The organism is Bradyrhizobium sp. USDA 4503, from assembly GCF_054055815.1.
The window spans coordinates 6,540,999-6,561,584 of sequence record NZ_JBSRXS010000001.1; the positions used below are offsets into that span (position 1 = coordinate 6,540,999).

Below are 20,586 nucleotides of genomic sequence, written 5' to 3' on the forward strand. Positions count from 1 at the left end.
TCCCGGCTCGCGCTTCGCTTGCCCGGGACGACGCCGGCGTTTACCTGCCCAATCACTGGCTCGCCCACACCACGCGTGCGATCCACGCGACTTCCTCGACGTCGAGCATGCGGTCGGGGTGCTCCGGATTGAGCGATGCGAGTTCCAGCATCTTGGCGGTGCGGCGTCTCAATTCCTTCACCATCACCTCGCCGCCGGTCGTGCGCACCACCACGCGGTCGCCGCGGCGGATCGCGGTCGCGGGTGACACCACGATGATGTCACCTTCGCGATAGGCCGGTTTCATCGAGTCGCCCTCGATCTCCAGCGCATAGGCGTGTTCGTCTGATGTCGCCGGTAGCGCCACTTCGTCCCAGCCCTTGCCGGCGGGAAAGCCGCTGTCGTCGAAATAGCCGCCGGCGCCGGCCTGCGCGAAGCCGATCAGCGGCACCGACTGTCCGCCGCGCGCGCCATCGCCGAGCAACTGCACGAAGGTCTCCATGCTGGCATTGCTCGCGGCCAGCGCCTTGGAGAGCGATTCGGTCGAGGGCCAGCGCTCGCGCCCGTCGCCGGTCACGCGCTTGGATTTGTTGAAGGTGGTGGGGTCGAGTCCGGACTGCTTGGCAAGGCCGGACGGCGACAGCCCGGCGCGTTCGGCGAGCCGGTCGAGCGCGGCCCAGACCTGCGCGTGGGTCAGCGGTCGGGTGGCTTTGGGCTGTTTGGCCATCGAGGGTATCCCGGATGGTAGGAATTATTGCCTGAAACTTGGCGTTTTCGCAAATCTGTCGGCCGATGTGTCCCGGCACCGCTTGAGTTGCGCCGCCGCCGCCGATACGGTCCCTCGCTCGCCAGATGGCGTCTGGGGCATTTCCCCTCAAATCCGGATAAAACCCCAAGGGACTCAAGGACAAAAGGGAAGGCCGGCCCGTGCCGATGATCTACAAAATCACCCCCGCTTCGGCCTGGCGCGAGGCCGAACGGCAGGGCGTGTACCGGGGCAGTGCCGACGACAAACGCGACGGCTTCATCCATTTTTCCACCGCCTCCCAGGTGGCCGAGACCGCGCGCAAGCACTACCACGGGCAAACCGGCCTGTTCCTGGTCGCCGTCGATGCCGATGCGCTGGGCGATGCCCTGCGCTGGGAGCGGTCGCGCAATGACGAGCTGTTCCCGCATCTCTATGGCGAGCTCGACCTAGGCGCCGTCACCGAGATCCTCGACCTGCGCGCGCGCTCCGACGGTGGCCACGACGTTCCGGAGCTCAAGCCGTGATCCGTGCCTTCGACGCCTTCTCGCTGCCGCTGCTGCGTTGGTTCGATCCCGAGGATGCCCATCGCATGGCGATCCAGGGCCTGAAGCTGCTGCCGCCGATCCGGCAGCGGCCGGATGACCCCAAGCTCGCGGTGCGCGCCTTCGGACTCAACTTTCCAAACCCGATCGGCATGGCGGCGGGTTTCGACAAGAGTGCGGAGGCGCCCGACGCGCTGCTGCGGCTCGGCTTCGGCTTTGTCGAGATCGGCTCGGTGACGCCGAAGCCGCAAGGCGGCAACCCGCGGCCGCGGCTGTTTCGCCTGGAGCGCGACGAGGCCGTCATCAACCGCATGGGCTTCAACAATGACGGTGCGGAGGCCGTGCTGCGGCGGCTCGCCGCGCGCGCCAGCGCCGGCGGCATTGTCGGGGTCAATGTCGGGGCCAACAAGGATTCGCCCGACCGCGCAGCCGATTATGTGAAGCTGATCGAGACGTTTGCGCCGGTCGCGAGCTATTTCACCGTCAATGTCTCCTCGCCGAACACGCCCGGCCTGCGCAATCTGCAGCAATCGGCGGCGCTCGACGATCTGCTGGCGCGGGTCATCGATACCCGCGAGCGCGTGCGCAAGAACGCCGGCGATTCGCCGGTCCTGCTCAAGATCGCGCCCGACCTCAGCCTCGCCGAGCTCGACGACGTCGTGCACATCGCCCGCTCGCGCCGCGTCGACGGCATGATCGTCGCCAACACCACGCTGGCGCGGCCCTCGACCTTGCGCGAGGAGAATCGCGCCAAGGAGCAGGGCGGCCTGTCGGGCCGTCCGCTGTTCCGGCTGTCGACGCGGATGGTGGCCGAGACCTATGTCCGTGTCGAAGGCGCGTTTCCGCTGATCGGCGTCGGCGGCATCGATAGCGGCGGCGCCGCACTGACCAAGATCCGTGCCGGGGCCAGCCTGATCCAGCTCTATTCCTCGCTGGTCTACAAGGGCCTTGGCCTCGTCGACGACATCAAGCGCGATCTGTCCTCGACCCTGCTGCGCACCGGCCGCGACTCGCTGTCGGAAATCGTCGGCGCCGATGCGGCGACGATTACAGCCGAGGAGTGGCCGGTGAGGTAGGTGCGGGTAGCCCGGATGAAGCGAAATCCGGCCGCGCCCTAACCTCCCCTTGAAAAGGGGAGGTCGCTTTGCTCGCCAGAGCAAAGCGGGTGGGGATCAGCTCTCTCCATGAGCTGCGTCGCCTGTGGCTGACCCCCATCCCGACCTTCCCCCTTTCAGGGGGAAGGGGAAGAGAACTTCGTAGCCCGGATTGCGCTTCGCTCCATCCGGGCTACGGACTTACGCCGTCTTGAACGTCTTCCGCAGCAGCGCCGGATAGCGCAGGCCCTGCAGGCCGCCGCGCGCGACGTAGAAGCCGAGCAGCGCGATCCACAGGCCGGTGTTGCCGAACGAGCTGAGCGCCCACCAGGTGGCGAGGAAGATCGCGAGCGAGGCCAGCATCAGATTACGCATCTCGCGCGCCCAGGTCGCGCCGACATAGATGCCGTCGAAGCCGAACGCGAACACGCCAGGCAGGGGTGCCAGGATCACGAACGGCAGGAACGCGCGCGCATAGCGGCGCACGTCGTCGCTGGTCGTCATCAAATTGATCAGCGCCGGTCCGAACAGCGCGAACAGCACCGATACGACCAGCGCAAAGCCGATGCCCCACAGCAGCACCAGCCGGGTCGAATCGGAAAAGCCGCGTACATCGCGTGCGCCGAAGGCGCGGCCGCACAGCTGCTGGGCGGCATTGGCGAGGCCGTCGAGGAAGAAGGCGCTGACCAGCAGGAAATTGTTCAGCACCGAATTCGCCGCCAGCGTCACGTCGCCTTCGCGCGCGCCCTTGGCGGTGAAGAACAGGAACACGACGATCAGCGCCGCGGTGCGGACCATGATGTCGCGATTGACCGTCAGCATGCGCATCAGCTTGGCGCGGTCGAACAGCGTCGCCGCGGGAACGGCGAAGCCGCCTTGCGAGATCTGCCACGCCACCACGATGCCGGCGGCGAAACCGGCGGTCTCGGCGAGCACGGCGGCGATCGCGGCACCGGCAATGCCGGCGCCGTAGACCTGCACCAGCAGCACGGTCGCGGCCATGTTGATCAAATTGATCACGATCTGCAGCGCCAGCGCCAGATTGGCGCGGGTCTGGCCGACCAGCCAGCCGAGGATGACGTAATTGGCGAGCGCCAGCGGCGCCGACCAGATCCGGATCATGAAATAGGCTTTGGCCGCGCGCGTGACGCCTTCGCTGCCGCCCATCAGCTGGAACGTGACCGCGGCGAGCGGCACCTGCAGCGCGATCAGCGCCGCGCCGATCAGGCCGGCGACGATGAAGCCGCGCACCAGGATGGCGGCATATTCCTTGATCTCGCCGGCGCCCTGCGCCTGTGCGGTGAAGGCCAGCGTGCTCATGCGCAGGAAGGCGAACAGCCAGAACAGGCAGTCGAAGATCACCGAGGCCATCGCCACGCCGCCGAGCAGCGCGGCGTCGTCGAGGCGGCCGATCGCGGTGGTCGAGACGATGCCGATCAGCGGCGTGGTCAGGTTGGCGACCATCGCGGGGCCGGCGATGGCGAACACCTGACGCGTCGTGATCTTCGGGTGGATGGGTGCGTGCATGGCTACAATTGCAAGGAATATCCGTTTCTATCGCGACATCCGTCGCGCGACCATGCCGGAATTGTTCTCAGAGCAATGCGATGGCGGAAGATCGGCGGGCAAGGCATTGCTTGGTCAGAGCGCCACGACCATGCCGTCGCTCGCCGCCGTGTAGGGCAGGTGGTCGATGCGGCCGAGCATGTCGTCGCTCATATGGGTCAGCACCACGCGCCTGGCGTTGATGGCGGGCAAATGCGCTTCCAGCGTCTTCAGGCTGAGATGGTTCTTGACCATTTTGTCGTACATGTAGGCTTCGGCGATGAAGAGGTCGGCGTCCTGCGCCGCCGGGATCAGTGCGTCGGTCCATTCGGTGTCGGCGCTGTAGCTGATGATGCGGCCTTCCGCCTCGACGCGGTACGCGAGGAACGGCCCGCCGGACTCGCCATGCACGACAGGGTAGGGCGTCACGGTCACCTCGCCGAAGCTGCGCGTTTCGCGCGGCGCCAGCGTAACGACGGACAGATCGAAGCGTTGTTTGGTTTTGGAGGAATGCTCGAACATCACCTCCATCACCGCAGGCAGTTTCGTTTCGATGCCTTCGGGCCCTGCGATCACCAGCGGCCGGGTGCGGCGGGAGAACTGCGCGTCGAGCAGGAAGAACGGGAGGCCGGCAAAATGGTCGCCATGGAAATGCGTGATCAGGATCAGGTCGATCGCGTCGCGGTCGATCTCGAGCCGCTTCATCGCCGGCAGCGATGAGGCACCGCAATCGATCAGGAAATTGCTGCGCGCACCGCTGACGTGGAAACAGGTGTTGAAGCGGCCGCCGGAGCCGAATGCATCGCCGCAGCCGACAAATCGCAATTGCATCGGCTGCGAACTCCCTGAGATCAGCGGCCGCGCGGCGCGCCGAACAGCCGCGACAACAGCCAGATCGGAATCACGATGACGGCGCCGAGCAGGAAGTAGCGCCAGGCCCAGTTGATCGCATCGAAGCCGAAATCCCAGATGCTCTGGAACAGCCTGCGGATGCTGTTGAGGATGTTCCATGGATCGAGGCCGATCGCGGCGAGCACGACACCGACCAGAATCGACAGCAAAATCAACCGGAACGCCACAGAGAGCGGCGATCCGCCGAGAAAGCGGTACAGGCCGTCACTCCGGCCGGCCGGCAAGTCCCGGATGTCGTTTGGCATTGCTGTCTCCAATAGCGTTTTCGCGCGAAGTGGGCACCGGTTCGCGTGAAGAAAACGCGTCAAAACAAAACCTAGACCTCGATTCTGATCCCATCAGAACCGAGGTCTAACGGAATCGCCCGCATTATAGGTCACGGCGGTGCACATGGGAAACCCGCGCACCGCGATCAATGGCTGTCATGCGCGCTTGGGATTTAACTTCCTGTCATGGAGATTAACATCCGTTCAAGCGTCTCCAGCCGGTCGGCTTCGCGCGGCGGCTTGTCCCAGCGGAGGCGGCTGATCCGGGGGAAGCGCATTGCGACGCCGGACTTGTGACGCGGCGAGCGCTGCAAGCCCTCGAAGGCGACCTCCAGCACCAGCCCCTGATCCGGCTCGTGCACGACATGCCGCACCGGGCCGAACTTCTCGGTGGTGTTGCGGCGGACGAAGCGGTCGATCTGCAACAGCTCCTCGTCGGTGAAGCCGAAATAGGCCTTGCCGACCGGCACCAGCTCGTCGCCGGCCTCGCCATGGGTCCAGACCCCGAACGTATAGTCGGAGTAATAGGAGGAGCGCTTGCCGTGGCCGCGCTGGGCATACATCAGCACGGCGTCGATGATGTGCGGATCGCGCTTCCACTTCCACCACGGACCTTTCGGCCGTCCGGGCAGATAGGGCGCGTCGCGCCGCTTCAGCATCACGCCTTCGACCGCGCCGGCATCGTCGCCGGCGCCCGCACTCTTGGGATCGGCGCGCGCCGCGGCCAGCTCTTCCCAGCTCGCGAACGGGACGGTTGGCGACAGATCGATGCGCGGATCGTTCAGCTTGGCCACGAAGGCTTCGAGATGCGCGCGGCGTTCGGTGAAGGGCAGCTCGCGCAGATCGTTCTCGTCGTCGCCGAGCAGGTCGTAGGCGCGCAGGTGGATCGGAAATTCCTTGATCAGCTTCGGCGAAACGACCTTCCGGTTCAGCCGCTGCTGCAGGACGTTGAAGGTCTGCACGCGGCGGTCGCGCAGCACAAGCAACTCGCCGTCGATCGCGCCGGGCAGATGCAGCGACGGCACCAGATCCGGAAAGCTGCCGGTGATATCCTCGCCGGTGCGCGAATAGAGCCGCGCCTGGACGTGGCCGCGCGCATCGCGGCCGGACACCGCCTGCACCCGGATGCCGTCCCATTTCCATTCCGCGCTGAAATCGGCGGCGTCGAGATTGGCGAAATCGCTATTCTCGATCGCGTGCGCCAGCATCACCGGGCGGAACGGCGCAGGGTCGCGGTTGACCGGTTTGTCTCCGCGGCCCTCGAGCCAGGCGAACAGGTCGAGATAGGGCGGCGACAGGCCCGGCCACAGCAGCTCGATCTCGTGCGGGTCTTTGTCGCCGAGCGCCGCCGCCGCGGTCTTCGCCAGCCGCGCCGAGATCCCGATCCGCATCGCGCCGGTGACGAGTTTCAAGAGCGCCCAGCGCCCGGTCTCGTCGAGCTCGTCCAGCCAGCGCGCCAGCTGCGCCGGCAGCTCGGCCTTGCCGAGCGTGCGCAGCGTGATGACGACATCAGTCAGCGTCGGGGGAGGCGGGTTGTTGTGGCCCGGCAGCTCCGCCTTCGGCCACATTAGCGCGACCGTCTCCGAGAGGTCGCCGACGTAATCATAGGAGTAGCCGAACAGCACCGGATCGGCGCGTTCGGTGATCAGGTCGCGGATCAGGCCCGGCTTGGCGTGCTTGAACGACAGCGCGCCGGTCAGCGCCGCCAGCGCGTAGCCGCGGTCGGGGTCCTCGGTCTCGCGGAAATAGGCGACCAGCAGCTTGATCTTGTTGTTGCGGCCGGGCTCGTAGGCGAGGCGGTCGAGCAGCTCGGCAAAACGGTTCATGTTTCCGCCTCGCCGGCGGGCTGGGCCTCGCCGGTCAGTGCGGCCGTCTCGCCTTCATCCTCGTCGCCATAGCCGACCAGATCGAGCGGCCGCGCGGCAAGGCCCCTGGTCTTGCACCAATGCACCAGCGCATCTTCCTGGCCGTGGGTGACCCAGATCTCGCCTGCACCAGTGGCGGCGATCGTCGCCGTCAGCCCGTCCCAATCGGCATGATCCGAGATCACCAGCGGCAGCTCGACGCCGCCTTGCCTGGCCCGGGCGCGCACGCGCATCCAGCCCGAGGCGAATGCGGTGACTGGATCGGGAAAGCGGCGCGTCCAGACATCGGATGTCGCGCTTGGCGGTGCCAGCGTGATGGTGCCAGCAAGCTCAGCCTTCTTCATGCCGCGCGCGGGCCGGAGCTCGCCGAGCGCAATGCCGCGCTCCTGATAGTAATAGGTGATCTTCTCCATCGCGCCGTGCAGATAGATCGGCGCGTCGTAACCGGCCTCGCGCAGCAGCGCGATCACGCGCTGTGCCTTGCCGAGCGAATAGGCGCCGACCAGATGCGCGCGCTCCGGGAACAGTTTGACCGAGGCCAGCAGCTTGTTTACTTCGCCGGCGGCATCGCCATGGCGGAACACCGGCAATCCAAACGTCGCCTCCGATATGAAGACGTCGCAGGGCACCAGCTCGAACGGCGCGCAGGTCGGATCGCGCGCATCCTTGTAGTCGCCGGAGGCGACGATTCGGGTGTCCTTGCAGGTCACCGATATCTGGGCGGAGCCCAGCACGTGGCCAGCGGGATGAAACGTCACCGTGACGTCGCCGAGCCTGATCTCCTCGCCATAGGCGATCGCCTGCACAGAGCCGGCGAAGTTCTCGCCGTAGCGCAGCCGCATCATGTCGAGCGTTTCCCGGGTCGCGAGCACAGCGCCGTGGCCCGCCCGCGCATGGTCGGAATGGCCATGGGTGATCAGTGCCCGCTCGACCGGCCTGACAGGATCGATGTGGAAGCCGCCGGGCTTGCAGCAAAGCCCGGCCGGGACGGGCATCAGGATGTCTTGCGGGCGCATCGCCCCTATATAGGCGCTCGATCCGCGATGTTTAGCCGGATCCGCGGGCTTGACCCGTGCATCCATCTCCGGAAAAAGTCCGTGCTTTGATGGATGGCCGGACCCGGCCGAGATTGGTTCCTTAAAGCGAATGGCCCCCCGCCTGTTTCTGTCCTCCGGCGATCTCGTCGCCGACCGCCGCTACGAGTTCGCGCGCGACCTGCAATTGAAGGGCGATCTGCCGGCTGCCGCCGAGCTGCTCGAACAGGCAATCGAGCTTGTGCCGAAATTCCCGTCGGCCTGGTACACGCTGGGCAAGATCCGCCTGGAGCTCGGTCAGCGCGAGGCCGCGATCGCAGCGTTCCGCGGCGCGCGCGACGCCGATCCCGAAGACCGGCATGGCGCCGGCCTTCGCCTGATGCAGCTCGGCGTCGAGGCCGTCAGCGCGATGCCGCCGGGCTATGTCCAGACGCTGTTCGATCAATATGCGCCGCGCTTCGAGGCCGCGCTGGTCGGCGATCTCGGCTATCGCGGCCCGGCACTGCTGTTCAAGGCGGTGCTGTCGGTGCGTGCGGGCGCAAAGAAGCCGGCCTTCTTCAAGCGCGCGATCGATCTCGGCTGCGGCACCGGGCTGGCGGCCGGTGCATTCGCCCGGCATGTCGATCGCTTCATCGGCATCGACCTGTCGCCACGCATGATCGACAAGGCGCGCGCCACCGGCCTTTATGCCGAGCTCGAGGTCGACGACATGTTGAAGGCCATTTCGGCCAGGCGCGAGGCCAGCGCCGAATTGATCCTGGCCGCGGATGCAATGGTCTATGTCGCCGATCTCGCGCCGGTGCTCGCCGAGGCCAGCCGTGTGCTGGTGGCAGGCGGCGTGCTCGCCTTCACGGCCGAGACCCATGACGGCGAAGGCGTCATCATCGGCGAGGGACTGCGCTACGCCCACAGTGCAGCTTACGTGCGCGACTCCGTCGCTGCCGCGGGGCTGACGCTGGCCCAGCTCGACGATCTCTCGGCGCGCAATGAAGACAATATCCCGGCACCCGGACTCGTCGCCGTGGCCGTGAAGCCGTGACGCTTTTCACCCTCTCCCCCTGTGGGAGAGGGTCGCTTCGCGCAGCGAAGCGGGGTGAGGGGTCTCTCTCCGGGGATAGAGATCCCTCATCCGGCTCGCATCTTCGATGCGAGCCACCTTCTCCCACAAGGGGAGAAGGGAAGAGAGCACCGCCTCACACTCAAACTTGAGTCTACACGCTACGCATTTGCCGTGACGCGGCATTGCGCTGCAAAGTCATGACTTCGCGCTTGCCCGGCGCAGGGCGGAATGCGAGAGCTTTTCGTCTCAGGGAGAGAAATAATGAAAAAACATACACGGCGCGAGTTCGGCGCCACCGCATTGTCTGTGATCGCCGCGTCCGTGCTGCCCGCGCCTTTTGTGCGGGCCGCCGACAAGAAGTACGATCCGGGTGCGAGCGACACCGAGATCAAGCTCGGCCAGACCGTGCCGCATTCCGGCCCCGGCTCGCTCTATGGTGTGCTCGGCCGCGTCGGCGAAGCCTATTTCCAGATGCTGAACGACAAGGGCGGCATCAACGGCCGCAAGGTGAAATTCCTCACCATGGACGACGCCTACAGCGCGCCGAAATGCGTCGAGGCGACGCGCCGTCTGGTCGAACAGGAGGAGGTGCTGGCGCTCTATGGCTCGCTCGGCACCGCGCCGCAGACCTCCGTGCATAAATACCTCAATTCCAAGGGCGTTCCCCAACTGCTGTTGAACACCGGCGCCTCGAAGTGGAACGATCCGAAGAATTTCAAATGGACCATGGCGGGCCTGCCGCTCTATCCGACCGAGGCACGCGTTCTCGCCAAGCACGTCGTCAGCGTGAAGCCGAACGCCAAGGTCGGCATCCTCTACCAGAACGATGATTTCGGCCGCGACTTCCTCGGGCCGTTCAAGAAGGTGCTGGCCGATGCCGGCGGCAAGGCACAGGTGATCATGGAGCAGACCTATGATCTCACCGATCCGACGGTCGATTCGCAGCTCATCAATCTCTCGAAGTCGGGCGCCGACGTCTTCTACAACATCACCACCGGCAAGGCGACGTCGCAGTCGATCCGCAAGGTGACCGAGCTCGGCTGGAAGCCGCTGCAATTGCTGTCGGCGGGCTCGACCGGTCGCTCGATCCTGAGCGCCGCGGGCCTCGAGAACGCCAAGGACATCGTCGCGATCCGCTATAACAAGGAAGTCGGCGTGCCGCGCTACGAGAAGGATCCGGACGTGATCGCGTTCGAGGAGCTGCGCAAGAAGTACCTGCCGAACATCGACCCCGACAACACCATCGCCTTCGCCGGCTACGGCCAGGCGGCGACGATGGGCGAAATCCTGCGCCGCTGCGGCGACGATCTGACCCGCGCCAACGTGCTGAAGCACGCCACCACGCTCGCCGGTTTCCACTCGCCCTATTTCCTCGACGGCATCAATTACAGCTACACGCCCGACGACTACACGCCGATGAAGACGCTCTATGTCTCGATCTTCAACGGCAAGGATTGGGACCTCTCCGGCCAGCCGATGACGGAGTAGTTGGGTAAGCCTCGCTCTCTCGTCCCCCTCGCCCCGCTCTTGCGGGGAGAGGGCGGGGTGAGGGGCTTCCTCCGCGAGGCGGTGCGAGTTGTAAGACCTGTACCCCCTCACCCGGATCGCATCTGGCGATGCGACATAGCCGAAGCTTCGCTTCGGCGTTTCTTTGAACGGCCGCCAAGGGCGGCCTATGCCTCTCCCCGCAGGCGGGGCGAGGTGACATCCAGGCGCTTCGCAGCGCACGGAGCGCGCTGGTAGTCCTGCCACCTGCCGCCATTTCCGCTCCGCCCTCGACGAAGCCGCCTGAACAACCTACCTCTTGGGCGTGTCGACGCTCGATCTCTTTTCCGTTCCGCCGTCGGAAACGGCCGATCTCCTGCCGCGCCGGTTTCGCGACTGGTTTGCCTCACGCGGCTGGTCGCCGCGCGAGCATCAGCTCGCGCTGCTGGCGAAAGCGCGCGAGCAGCGCTCCGCGCTGCTGATCGCGCCCACGGGAGCGGGCAAGACGCTGGCGGGGTTCTTGCCGACACTGGTGGAGTTGAGTGGAGAGGGGCAGGGCAAGAACTCTTACCTCCCCCTGAAAGGGGGAGGTCGGCACGCTCGGGGGCGCACTAGCGCAACCGAGCGCGACGGGTGGGGGTCAGCCGCGGGCACGGAGCGAGCGGCTGACCCCCACCCCAACCCTCCCCCTTTCAGGGGGAGGGAGCCCGACGATCTCGCAAGCGACGAAATTGAATCGAAGACGGTTCGCCCAGCCCTTATCTCCACCGGCCGCGGTGTTCGCCGCAGCGGCGGGCTGCACACGCTCTACATCTCGCCGCTGAAAGCGCTTGCGGTCGATATCGCGCGCAATCTGGAGACGCCGGTCGCCGAGATGGGGCTGCCGATCAGGATCGAGACCCGCACCGGCGACACGCCGGTGTCGCGGCGGCAGCGGCAGCGGCGCTATCCGCCGGACATCCTGCTCACCACGCCGGAGCAGCTGGCGCTGCTGCTGGCGTCCGACGACGCGCCGTTCCTGTTCTCTTCGCTGAAGCGCATCGTGCTCGACGAACTGCATGCGCTCGTCACCTCCAAGCGCGGCGATCTGCTGTCGCTCGGACTTGCGCGGCTCTGGACCATCGCGCCGCAGACACGCGCTATTGGCCTCTCGGCGACGGTCGCCGAGCCGGAGCAGCTCGCGCGCTTCCTGGTGCCGCAGCCCGGTGGCCAGAATGCATCCGCCGACGTCGTCACCGCCAGCGGCGCCGCACCGCCGGTGGTCGAGATGCTCGACACCAGAGAACGGTTGCCGTGGTCCGGCCACAGCGCGCGCCACGCGCTGCCCGAGGTCTACGAGCTGATCAAGCGCAACAAAACCACGCTGGTGTTCGTCAACACCCGCAGCCAGGCCGAGATGCTGTTCCAGGATCTCTGGCGCATGAATGACGATGGGCTGGCGATCGCGCTGCATCACGGCTCGCTCGACGTCGCGCAGCGCCGCAAGGTCGAGGACGCGATGGCCGCCGGAAAGCTGCGCGGCGTGGTCTGCACCTCCTCGCTCGATCTCGGCGTCGATTGGGGCGATGTCGACCTCGTCATCAATATCGGCGCGCCGAAAGGCTCCTCGCGGCTGATGCAGCGGATCGGCCGCGCCAACCACCGCTTCGACGAGGCCTCCCGCGCAGTGCTGGTGCCGGCCAACCGCTTCGAGGTGCTGGAATGCCGTGTCGCGATCGACGCCATCGCCGAGAATGCGCAGGACACGCCGCCGCTGCGCTCGGGCGCGCTCGACGTGCTGGCCCAGCACGTGCTCGGCTGCGCCTGCGGCAAGCCGTTTCTGTCCGATGAACTCTATGATGAGGTCCGGACCGCAGCGCCCTATGCATCGCTCGCACGCACCGATTTCGACGATGTCGTCGATTTCGTCGCCACCGGCGGCTACGCACTGAAGACCTATGAGCGTTTCGCGCGCATCAAGCAGGACAAGCAGGGCCGCTGGCGCGTCACCAATCCCAAGGTGCGGCAGAGCTATCGTCTCAACGTCGGCACCATTGTCGAGGAGACCATGCTGAAGGTGCGGCTGGTGCGCTCGCGCGCCGGCGGTAGCGGATCGACCGGCGCGATCGCGCGCGGCGGCCGGATGCTCGGCGAGATCGAGGAGGTCTTCATCGAGGGCCTCGTGCCCGGCGACACTTTTGTCTTTGGCGGTGAGGTGGTGCGCTACGAGGCCTTGGTTGAAGACCAGGTCTATGTCTCCCGCGCCAATGATAAAGACGCAAAAGTGCCGTCCTATATGGGCGGCAAGTTTCCGCTGTCGACCTATCTTGCCGAACGCGTCCGCAAGCTGTTGGACAACAGCCGCGCCTGGAACGCGTTGCCGGACCAGGTGCACGACTGGCTGTCACTGCAGCGGAAATTCTCGCGTGTGCCGGCGGTGCGCGAGCTATTGGTCGAGACCTTTCCGCGCGGCGGCAGCCATTATCTGGTCTGCTATCCCTTCGAGGGCCGGCTCGCGCATCAGACGCTCGGCATGCTGCTGACCCGCCGGCTGGAGCGCGCCCGCGCCCGTCCGCTCGGCTTCGTCGCCAACGAGTATGCGCTTGCGGTCTGGGGCGTCGGCGATCTCTCCTTCATGATCCGGCACGGCAAGCTCGATCTCAACGCGCTGTTCGATCCCGACATGCTCGGCGATGACCTCGAGGCGTGGCTTGCGGAATCGGCGCTGATGAAGCGCACCTTCCGCAACTGCGCCATCATCTCCGGCCTGATCGCGCGACGCTTCACCGACGAGGAGAAGTCGCGCCGCCAGGTGCTGTTCTCGACCGACCTGATCTACGACGTGTTGCGCAAGCACCAGGCCGACCATGTGCTGCTGCGCGCCGCGCGCGGCGATGCCGCCACGGGATTGCTCGATCTTCGCCGTCTCAGCGACATGCTTTCGCGTATTCACGGCCGAATCACCCACAAGGACCTCGACCACGTTTCTCCGCTTGCCGTCCCCGCGCTGCTGGAAATCGGCCGCGAGTCAGTTTATGGCGAAGCATCCGACGAGCTCCTGGCCGAGGCGGCCGAGGAACTCGTGCGGGAGGCGACGACGTAACGCTGGTATTCTGGGGAACAGGACGTGACGGCAAGCGCGCTAGCTTTGCGAGACGGTGACGACATGCGCGTTTCGAGGGTCACGGTGGCGGATGTCGGCTTCGTGGCGGATTTCTCCGGCGCGCTGTTCTGGGAAGCGCAGCGCCTGCTCGTGGTCTCCGACCTGCATCTGGAAAAAGGCTCGAGCTTCGCCAGCCGCGGCGTGCTGCTGCCGCCCTACGACACGGTCGCGACACTGAGCCGGCTCGCCGCTGTCATCGCGCGGCACGATCCGCGGCAGGTGATCGCGCTCGGCGACAGCTTTCACGATAGCGATGCGCATGAACGCCTGTCGAATCCGGATCGCGAGGCGCTCGCGGCGTTGCAGCTGCGGCGCAACTGGATCTGGATTTCGGGCAATCACGATCCGGCGCTGCCCTCCAGTCTTGGCGGTGTGGTCGCGACCGAAGTCGCGATCGGTCCGATCGTGTTCCGCCATGAGCCGACCGGCGCCGCCGGCGAGATCGCCGGCCATCTGCATCCCAAGGCGCGGGTGCCGACCCGCGGCCGCTCGATCGAGCGGCGTTGTTTCGCCTCCGACGGCGAGCGCGCGGTGATGCCGGCGTTCGGCGCCTACACCGGGGGGCTGAGCATCCGCGATGGCGCGTTCACACGGATTTTCGGATCGCCCGGCTTCATGGCCCATGTGCTCGGCGACAACCGCGTCCACGCGTTCGTCGCGTCACGGTGTTATTGAGGATCGCCGACCAGCTTATTCCAAGCTGCCATCATTCTCGGTGTCGTCCCGGGCAAGCCAACGGGTCGGCGCGAAGCGCCGCCCGATGACAGGCTCCGCGCGACCCGGGACCCATAACTACCACTGTTCGGGATTGCGCAAAGCTGTGGCCCCAGCGCGGCATCACAACTGCATGCGGTGGTTATGGGTCCCTGCTTTCGCAGGACGACAGCAGAGATTGTTTGCGCGACCTCGCCCTAAGCCGCCTTCGCCTGCACGCTCTCGCAATACTCCGCGAGCCGATCCGCCAGCCGCAATGTCGCCGGGCTGGCCTCGGGGGCGGCGACGAGGGCGACCTCGGTGCGGTCGATCGGCGCAAAGCCGTCCTTTGCGGTCAGCACGCGATGCTCGGGCTGGATCGACATTTCCGACAAAATGCTGAGCCCGAGGCCCGCGGCGACCGCGGCCTGGATGCCGGCGAGGCTGGAGGAGGTGTAGGCCATGTGCCAGTTGCGGCCGGCGCTCTCCAGCGCATGGATGGCGCGTGCGCGGTAGAGACAGCCCGAGGCGAAACCGATCAGCGGAACCGAGCCGGCCGTCGTATCGCGCGGGTGGCTCTTGCTGGTGACCCAGTGCACGCGTTCAGGCCACACGGCGATGCCGCCCTTCTCATTGGCGGCGCGCTTGATCAGCGCGAGATCGAGATCGCCGCGCTCGAGATCGCGGTACAGGAACAGGCTCTGGCCGGAGCGCACGTCGAGCCGCAGATTCGGATGGCTGCGCGCGAAGGTGGCGAGCAGCTTTGTCAGCCGATAGGCGGCAAAATCCTCGGTGATGCCGATCCGGATCGCGCCTTCGCTGCCGGGGCGCGAGAGCACGTCGCGGGCCTCTTCGGCGAGCGACAATAGCCGCCGCGCATAGGTCAACAGCCGCTCGCCGGCTTCCGTCGGGGTGACGTCCTTGCCGCTACGGATCAAGAGCGGCTGGCCGACATCCTCCTCCAGGCGCTTGATCTGCTGGCTCACCGTCGACTGCGTGCGGTGGACGCGCTCTCCGGCGCGGGTGAAGCCGCCGGCATCGACCACCGAGACGAAACTGCGCAATAGCTCCAGGTCGAGCATCGCAGCCTCCATTTATAAATCCACTGCACGCCAGTCTATCATTTAATTTCCAAATATCAAGGCGCGGGCCTAGATCATGGCCGAAGGAGAATTCGCCCATGTCCGCCGCTACCTCGATGGCCGCCTCCCGCGCCCGCTTCAATACCCTGCCGCTGCTGATTGCCCTGTTCTGCCTGCTCTGGAGCTATGCGTTCGTGGCCGGCAAAATCGGCGTCACCGACTGCCCGCCGCTGATCCTGCTCGCCGCGCGGTTTTCGCTCGCCGGGGTCTTGATCCTCGCCATCTCCTGGCTGCGCCGCGACCAATGGGATCTCACCTGGCGAGATGCGGCGGTGTTCGCCGTGCTCGGCGTCGCCAACAACGCGCTCTATCTCGGCCTCGGCTATACCGGCCTGAAGACGGTCTCCGCCGGACTTGGCGCGCTGATCGTCTCGGCCAATCCGGTGTTCACCGCCATGCTGGCAGCGCTGTTCCTCGGTGAGAGCATGACCTCGCGCAAGGTGATTGGTCTCGTGCTCGGCATCGTCGGCGTCGCCTTCATCGTCTGGCATCGCATGTCGGTCGGATCGGACAGCCCGCATGGCATCCTGTTCACGCTGGCCTCGCTCGCCTCGATCGTCGCCGGCACCGTGCTGTTCAAGCTGCTGGCGCCGAAGGGCAGCCTGTGGATCGGCAACGGCATCCAGAACATCGCTGGCGGCCTTGCGGTGATGCCGTTTGCCTTCACGCTCTCCAGCGTCAGCGACATCGTGCCCAGCATGCGGCTTGCCGGCGCCTTCGCCTTCCTCGTACTCGGCGGCTCGATCCTCGCCTATCTGCTCTGGTTTCATCTCCTGAAAGTGTGTGGTGCGACCGCCGCAAGCGCCTATCACTTCCTGATGCCGCCGCTCGGCATGCTGTTCGCCTATTTCGTGCTCGGCGAGCATGTCGAATTTCGCGACCTGCTCGGGATCGTTCCGGTGGCGCTCGGCATTTACCTGGTGACCCGCCCCGCAGCCGCCGCGGCCAACAGGAGTATGACGTGAGCATCACCATCACGCTGATCGGAGGCCCCACCGCCCTGATCGAGATCGACGGGTTCCGCCTGCTCACCGATCCGACCTTCGATCCGCCCGGCGAGTATCAATTGCCGCATGTGAAACTGGAGAAGCTGACGGGTCCCGCGCTCGGCGTGCGCGATGTCGGCGCGATCGATGCGGTGCTGCTGAGCCACGACCAGCATTCCGACAATCTCGACCATACCGGCCGGGATTTCCTTAAAGAGGCGAAGCGCGTGCTGACGACGGAGGCCGGCGCCAAGCGGCTCGGCGGCAACGCCGAGGGCTTTGCGCCCTGGGCCAGGACCACACTGACGAAAGGCGGCAGGACGCTCACCATCACTGCGACGCCGGCGCGGCACGGGCCGGCGGGGATCGAGCCATTATCCGGCGACGTCATCGGTTTCGTGGTCGAGCCGGCGAAGCCCGGCCGTCCGGTCTATGTCAGCGGCGACACCACCTGGTTCGACGGCGTCGCCGAGGTCGCGCGGCGCTTCGACTGCGGCGTGGTGCTGCCGTTCGCAGGCGCGGCGCAAACCCGCGGCCCCTTCCATCTCACCATGGACACCAATGACGCGATCGAAACCGCGCACGCCTTTGCGGACGCGGTGATCGTGCCGGTTCATACCGACGGCTGGGCGCATTTCCGGCAGAGCGCGAGCGACCTGCGCGCGAGCTTCGATACGCTCGGCTTCGGCCGCCGTCTGCGCATCCTCGAGCCCGGCGTCGCCACGGTCATCGAGCCGTAGGTTCGCCTCAGGAACCTTGCCGGTATCCGGCTCGTTGTCAGACGGCTGGAACCGGACATGACGCGGCAAGGGACGATCCCACCACACGACAAACATGACGATGCGCCGGCGGCGAAGCCCCGGCGCCAGCCGTTCAGTTTCAGCCGTGTCCTGAAGACGCTCGGACCCGGGCTGATCACCGGCGCTTCCGACGACGACCCTTCGGGGATCGGCACCTACAGCCAGGCCGGCGCGCAACTCGGCTACGGCATTGGCTGGACCATGCTGCTGACGTTTCCGCTGATGAGCGCGATCCAGGAGATCTCGGCGCGGGTCGGCCGTGTCACCGGGCATGGCATCGCGGGCAATGTATGCCGGCATTATCCGGGCTGGCTGCTCGCCGTCGTGGTGGCGCTGCTGTCGATTGCCAACACCATCAACATCGCGGCCGACCTCTCGGCCATGGCCGATGCCACAAAGCTTCTGATCGGCGGTCCGGCCATTCTCTATGTGGTGCTGTTCGGCGTGACCTCGGTGGCCGCGCAGATCTTCATGAACTACCGGCGCTACGTCACGATCCTGAAATGGCTGACGCTCAGCCTGTTCGCCTATGTCGCGGCGCTCGCCTTTGCCAAGGTGTCGTGGATGGAGGCCCTGGCCGGCGTGCTGCTGCCGCGCATCAGCTGGAGCGCCGACTATTTCACGACCATCGTTGCGATCCTCGGCACCACGATCTCGCCCTATCTGTTTTTCTGGCAGGCCTCGCAGGAGGCGGAGGAGCAGCGGGTCGACGCCACCAAGCATCCGCTGATCGAACGGCATTACGGCGCCCAGCACGAATTCTCGCGCATCCGCGCCGATACCATCACCGGCATGGCGTTTTCGAACCTGATCGCATTGTCGATCATCGTCACCGCCGCCGCATCGCTGCACGCCACCGGCAAGACCGACATCCAGACCTCGGCGCAGGCCGCCGAGGCGCTGCGCCCGATCGCCGGGCCGTTTGCCGAGGTGATCTTCGCGCTCGGCATCGTCGGCACCGGCCTTCTGGCGATTCCGGTGCTCGCGGGTGCGACGGCTTATGCGGTCGGCGAGGGCCGGCGATGGCGGGTCGGGCTGACGCGCAGGCCGAAGGAGGCGATCGCGTTCTATTCGGTGCTGGCGCTGTCGGGCGGCATCGGCATCGCGCTCAACTTCACGCCGATCGATCCGATCGCGGCGTTGTACTGGAGTGCGGTCGTCAACGGCGTGCTCGCGGTGCCCGTGATGGTGCTGCTGATGTTCATGGCCCGCCGCCGGGACGTCATGGACCGCTTTGTGGTCCGCGGATGGCTGTACCGGCTCGGCTGGCTCTCGACCGGCGCGATGGCGCTCAGCGTGATCGCGATGGGGATCGGCTTCCTGCTGTAGCTTGTTCGAACTCCTCAACCCTCGCCGAACAGCGAGCTATCGATCTTGGTCGTCGATTTGACCTTTCGCAGGATGATCGTCGTGCGGTAGCTCGCGACGTCGCTATCCGGATGCATAAGGCGGTCGAGGATGAACGATTGGTAGCGCGCAAGGTCCGAGGACACGATTCGTAGCGAGTAATCCCAATCGCCGGCAATCATGCAACATTCGACGACCTCCGGAAGGTCGATCACCTTCCGCTCGAAGCGCGTGAAGGATTCCCTGTTCTGTTGCTTGAGACGGACCTCGACGATCACGTCGAATCCGAGTCCAACCCGCGTCGGGTCCACCAGCGCCACATAGGAATTGATGACGCCGGCCTCTTCGAGCGTGCGAACGCGTCGCATGCAGGGGGCGGACGAGAGGCCGATCCGCTCGGCCAGCTCGAGATTCGTGATCCGCCCCTCGACCTGCAGCACGTCGAGGATTTTTCGGTCGATCTCGTCAATCACGATCGCGGTTCCCATTTCTTTCGCATTCTCCATCTTTTGCGCAATTGTTTGCAGAAGAAGGGCTGAAATGCATCTCAAATCGCAATGTCATTGCCCTCGCGCGCGCATAAGATGTGGTGCGAGGGTTCTTTGATCGCTGCAACCGAGCAGCAAGGAGCGGGCATGGCCGGAAATGACGACAAATCCTTTTGGGATCGCGCGCGGCGGCACCTCATTCGCTATGGCGGGACGTTCGCTCCCGTGATCATCGAGCGTGCCTCCGGGTCCTTCGTCTATGACGCCGACGGCCGGGCCATCCTGGATTTCACGTCCGGGCAGATGAGCGCCGTGCTCGGTCACGGTCACCCGGAGATCGTCCAGACCATCAGCGAGCATACCGAACGGCTCGACCATCTCTTCAGCGGCATGCTGACGCGCCCGGTCGTCGCGCTGGCCGAACAGCTCGCGGGCCTGCTGCCGCCGGGGCTTGATCGCGTCATGCTGCTGAGCACCGGCGGCGAGTCGAATGAAGCTGCGATCAAGATGGCCAAGCTCGCCACCGGCGGCTTCGAGACCGTCGCGTTCGCACAGTCCTGGCACGGAATGACGTCTGGCGCGGCCGGAACGACCTATTCGGCCGGCCGCAAGGGCTACGGTCCGGCGCCGGTCGGCTCGCTCGCGATCCCGACGCCGAACCCCTATCGCCCGCGCTTCGGCAACGCGGCCGATTGGCGGGCCGAGCTGGCCTACGCCTTCGATCTGATCGATCGCCAATCGACCGGCTCGCTTGCCTGCATGATCGCCGAGCCGATCCTCAGCTCCGGCGGGCTGATCGATCTGCCTGAAGGCTACCTTGCTGAGTTGAAGGAGCTGTGCCGGGCACGCGGCATGCTGCTGATCATCGACGAGGCGCAGACCGGCCTCGGCAGAACCGGCGCCATGTTCGCTTTCGAGCGCGACGGCGTCGTGCCTGATATCCTGACCTTGTCGAAGACGCTCGGTGCCGGGCTGCCTCTGGCTGCGGTCATCACCACCGCCGAGATCGAAGAGCGGTGTCACGAACGCGGTTTCCTGTTCTACACGACGCATGTGTCGGACCCGATGCCGGCCGCGGTCGGGCTGAAGGTCATCGAGATCATCCTTCGCGACAGATTGGTCGAGCGCGCCAGGATAGCGGGCGCGCGGCTGAGGGACGGGCTCCTCGCACTTCAGAACCGGTTCGAATGCATCGGTGACGTGCGCGGCAGGGGGCTGATGCAGGGCATCGAGATCGTGCGCGACCGTTACAGCAAGGAGTCTGACGAAGCGCTCGGAACGCGTGTCTCTCAGCGCTGCATGCAGCTTGGACTGAGCACCAACATCGTTCAGTTGCCCGGCATGGGCAGCGTATTCCGCATTGCACCGCCGCTGACGATCAGCGACGACGAGATCGATCTTGGCCTCTCGATCCTCAGCGACGCGTTCGAAAGCGCATTGCAAAGCAGGGCTGGCTAA

18 protein-coding genes are annotated in these 20,586 nt (G+C 65.8%); 10 read left to right on the forward strand and 8 right to left on the reverse strand.

The features are described from left to right. Positions 1 to 52 precede the first annotated feature (52 nt). Positions 53 to 706, reverse strand: coding sequence for a S24 family peptidase (locus tag ACVMIH_RS31085; RefSeq protein WP_076832408.1), 654 nt, complete (start codon positions 704 to 706; stop codon positions 53 to 55). 200 nt (positions 707 to 906) lie between these two features. Between ACVMIH_RS31085 and ACVMIH_RS31090 the strand changes: the two genes are divergently transcribed. Together ACVMIH_RS31090 and ACVMIH_RS31095 are read left to right on the forward strand one after the other, a co-directional pair. Next, complete coding sequence (locus ACVMIH_RS31090; RefSeq protein WP_028334591.1) at positions 907 to 1,251, forward strand: DUF952 domain-containing protein; 345 nt, start codon at positions 907 to 909, stop codon at positions 1,249 to 1,251. Next, on the forward strand, positions 1,248 to 2,345 hold the full coding sequence (locus ACVMIH_RS31095; protein WP_076832406.1) for a quinone-dependent dihydroorotate dehydrogenase: 1,098 nt from the start codon (positions 1,248 to 1,250) through the stop codon (positions 2,343 to 2,345). Before ACVMIH_RS31090 ends, ACVMIH_RS31095 begins: the two co-directional genes overlap by 4 nt. Before the next feature lie 219 nt (positions 2,346 to 2,564). Here ACVMIH_RS31095 and ACVMIH_RS31100 read toward each other — a convergent pair whose 3' ends face one another. From ACVMIH_RS31100 to ACVMIH_RS31120, 5 genes are all read right to left on the reverse strand, one after another. Beyond that, positions 2,565 to 3,890 (reverse strand): MATE family efflux transporter, encoded by a 1,326-nt coding sequence (locus ACVMIH_RS31100; RefSeq protein ID WP_456864507.1) that lies wholly within the window; start codon positions 3,888 to 3,890, stop codon positions 2,565 to 2,567. A gap of 114 nt (positions 3,891 to 4,004) precedes the next feature. Further along, positions 4,005 to 4,739 (reverse strand): MBL fold metallo-hydrolase, encoded by a 735-nt coding sequence (locus ACVMIH_RS31105; RefSeq protein ID WP_076832403.1) that lies wholly within the window; start codon positions 4,737 to 4,739, stop codon positions 4,005 to 4,007. 20 nt (positions 4,740 to 4,759) lie between these two features. Beyond that, entirely contained in the window at positions 4,760 to 5,065 is a 306-nt protein-coding gene (locus ACVMIH_RS31110) for a DUF6460 domain-containing protein (RefSeq protein WP_028334595.1), read from the reverse strand. A 194-nt stretch (positions 5,066 to 5,259) separates the two neighbouring features. Beyond that, on the reverse strand, positions 5,260 to 6,912 hold the full coding sequence (locus tag ACVMIH_RS31115; protein WP_076832400.1) for a cisplatin damage response ATP-dependent DNA ligase: 1,653 nt from the start codon (positions 6,910 to 6,912) through the stop codon (positions 5,260 to 5,262). Continuing rightward, positions 6,909 to 7,967: a ligase-associated DNA damage response exonuclease gene (locus ACVMIH_RS31120; protein ID WP_076832397.1), complete on the reverse strand. Its 1,059-nt coding sequence runs from the start codon at positions 7,965 to 7,967 to the stop codon at positions 6,909 to 6,911. The genes ACVMIH_RS31115 and ACVMIH_RS31120 overlap by 4 nt, the downstream gene beginning before the upstream one ends. A gap of 130 nt (positions 7,968 to 8,097) precedes the next feature. Between ACVMIH_RS31120 and ACVMIH_RS31125 the strand changes: the two genes are divergently transcribed. The 4 genes from ACVMIH_RS31125 to pdeM all read left to right on the forward strand — a co-directional run bounded on the left by ACVMIH_RS31125 (position 8,098) and on the right by pdeM (position 14,347). After that, positions 8,098 to 9,024 (forward strand): class I SAM-dependent DNA methyltransferase, encoded by a 927-nt coding sequence (locus ACVMIH_RS31125; RefSeq protein ID WP_076832394.1) that lies wholly within the window; start codon positions 8,098 to 8,100, stop codon positions 9,022 to 9,024. 282 nt (positions 9,025 to 9,306) lie between these two features. Then, the gene (locus ACVMIH_RS31130; RefSeq protein WP_076832391.1) at positions 9,307 to 10,533 is read left to right on the forward strand and encodes an ABC transporter substrate-binding protein; all 1,227 of its coding nucleotides are present in this window, start codon (positions 9,307 to 9,309) and stop codon (positions 10,531 to 10,533) included. Between the two features lie 322 nt (positions 10,534 to 10,855). Beyond that, complete coding sequence (locus ACVMIH_RS31135) at positions 10,856 to 13,612, forward strand: ligase-associated DNA damage response DEXH box helicase (RefSeq protein ID WP_456866588.1); 2,757 nt, start codon at positions 10,856 to 10,858, stop codon at positions 13,610 to 13,612. A gap of 63 nt (positions 13,613 to 13,675) precedes the next feature. Beyond that, positions 13,676 to 14,347, forward strand: coding sequence for a ligase-associated DNA damage response endonuclease PdeM (gene pdeM, locus ACVMIH_RS31140; RefSeq protein WP_456864509.1), 672 nt, complete (start codon positions 13,676 to 13,678; stop codon positions 14,345 to 14,347). A gap of 236 nt (positions 14,348 to 14,583) precedes the next feature. On the opposite strand, the gene ACVMIH_RS31145 is transcribed toward pdeM, so the two are convergent. Next, entirely contained in the window at positions 14,584 to 15,447 is an 864-nt protein-coding gene (locus ACVMIH_RS31145) for a LysR family transcriptional regulator (protein ID WP_028334601.1), read from the reverse strand. A 98-nt stretch (positions 15,448 to 15,545) separates the two neighbouring features. Here ACVMIH_RS31145 and ACVMIH_RS31150 point away from each other — a divergent pair, with 98 nt between their 5' ends. The 3 genes from ACVMIH_RS31150 to ACVMIH_RS31160 are packed head-to-tail and all read left to right on the forward strand — an operon-like array spanning position 15,546 to position 18,622. Continuing rightward, the gene (locus ACVMIH_RS31150; RefSeq protein ID WP_456864511.1) at positions 15,546 to 16,472 is read left to right on the forward strand and encodes a DMT family transporter; all 927 of its coding nucleotides are present in this window, start codon (positions 15,546 to 15,548) and stop codon (positions 16,470 to 16,472) included. Continuing rightward, complete coding sequence (locus tag ACVMIH_RS31155; RefSeq protein WP_456864513.1) at positions 16,469 to 17,233, forward strand: MBL fold metallo-hydrolase; 765 nt, start codon at positions 16,469 to 16,471, stop codon at positions 17,231 to 17,233. Before ACVMIH_RS31150 ends, ACVMIH_RS31155 begins: the two co-directional genes overlap by 4 nt. Positions 17,234 to 17,290: 57 nt before the next feature. Then, the gene (locus tag ACVMIH_RS31160) at positions 17,291 to 18,622 is read left to right on the forward strand and encodes an NRAMP family divalent metal transporter (RefSeq protein WP_253625078.1); all 1,332 of its coding nucleotides are present in this window, start codon (positions 17,291 to 17,293) and stop codon (positions 18,620 to 18,622) included. Between the two features lie 14 nt (positions 18,623 to 18,636). Here the strand turns inward: ACVMIH_RS31160 and ACVMIH_RS31165 are convergent, their stop codons facing one another. Beyond that, positions 18,637 to 19,128 (reverse strand): Lrp/AsnC family transcriptional regulator, encoded by a 492-nt coding sequence (locus ACVMIH_RS31165; RefSeq protein WP_168858469.1) that lies wholly within the window; start codon positions 19,126 to 19,128, stop codon positions 18,637 to 18,639. Positions 19,129 to 19,275: 147 nt separating this feature from the next. Here ACVMIH_RS31165 and ACVMIH_RS31170 point away from each other — a divergent pair, with 147 nt between their 5' ends. Next, positions 19,276 to 20,586 carry an aspartate aminotransferase family protein gene (locus ACVMIH_RS31170; protein ID WP_456864515.1) on the forward strand — a complete coding sequence of 437 codons (1,311 nt, stop codon included), beginning with the start codon at positions 19,276 to 19,278 and terminating at the stop codon, positions 20,584 to 20,586.

Bases quoted from the DNA above. Each gene is read 5' to 3' on its own strand.
- ACVMIH_RS31150 (WP_456864511.1), top strand. From the start codon at position 15,546: ATGTCCGCCGCTACCTCGATGGCCGCCTCCCGCGCCCGCTTCAATACC.
- ACVMIH_RS31130 (WP_076832391.1), top strand. From the start codon at position 9,307: ATGAAAAAACATACACGGCGCGAGTTCGGCGCCACCGCATTGTCTGTG.
- ACVMIH_RS31165 (WP_168858469.1), bottom strand. From the start codon at position 19,128: ATGGGAACCGCGATCGTGATTGACGAGATCGACCGAAAAATCCTCGAC.
- ACVMIH_RS31125 (WP_076832394.1), top strand. From the start codon at position 8,098: ATGGCCCCCCGCCTGTTTCTGTCCTCCGGCGATCTCGTCGCCGACCGC.
- ACVMIH_RS31110 (WP_028334595.1), bottom strand. From the start codon at position 5,065: ATGCCAAACGACATCCGGGACTTGCCGGCCGGCCGGAGTGACGGCCTG.
- ACVMIH_RS31115 (WP_076832400.1), bottom strand. From the start codon at position 6,912: ATGAACCGTTTTGCCGAGCTGCTCGACCGCCTCGCCTACGAGCCCGGC.
- ACVMIH_RS31105 (WP_076832403.1), bottom strand. From the start codon at position 4,739: ATGCAATTGCGATTTGTCGGCTGCGGCGATGCATTCGGCTCCGGCGGC.
- ACVMIH_RS31100 (WP_456864507.1), bottom strand. From the start codon at position 3,890: ATGCACGCACCCATCCACCCGAAGATCACGACGCGTCAGGTGTTCGCC.
- ACVMIH_RS31120 (WP_076832397.1), bottom strand. From the start codon at position 7,967: ATGCGCCCGCAAGACATCCTGATGCCCGTCCCGGCCGGGCTTTGCTGC.
- ACVMIH_RS31085 (WP_076832408.1), bottom strand. From the start codon at position 706: ATGGCCAAACAGCCCAAAGCCACCCGACCGCTGACCCACGCGCAGGTC.
- ACVMIH_RS31145 (WP_028334601.1), bottom strand. From the start codon at position 15,447: ATGCTCGACCTGGAGCTATTGCGCAGTTTCGTCTCGGTGGTCGATGCC.
- ACVMIH_RS31160 (WP_253625078.1), top strand. From the start codon at position 17,291: ATGACGCGGCAAGGGACGATCCCACCACACGACAAACATGACGATGCG.
- ACVMIH_RS31170 (WP_456864515.1), top strand. From the start codon at position 19,276: ATGGCCGGAAATGACGACAAATCCTTTTGGGATCGCGCGCGGCGGCAC.
- pdeM (WP_456864509.1), top strand. From the start codon at position 13,676: ATGCGCGTTTCGAGGGTCACGGTGGCGGATGTCGGCTTCGTGGCGGAT.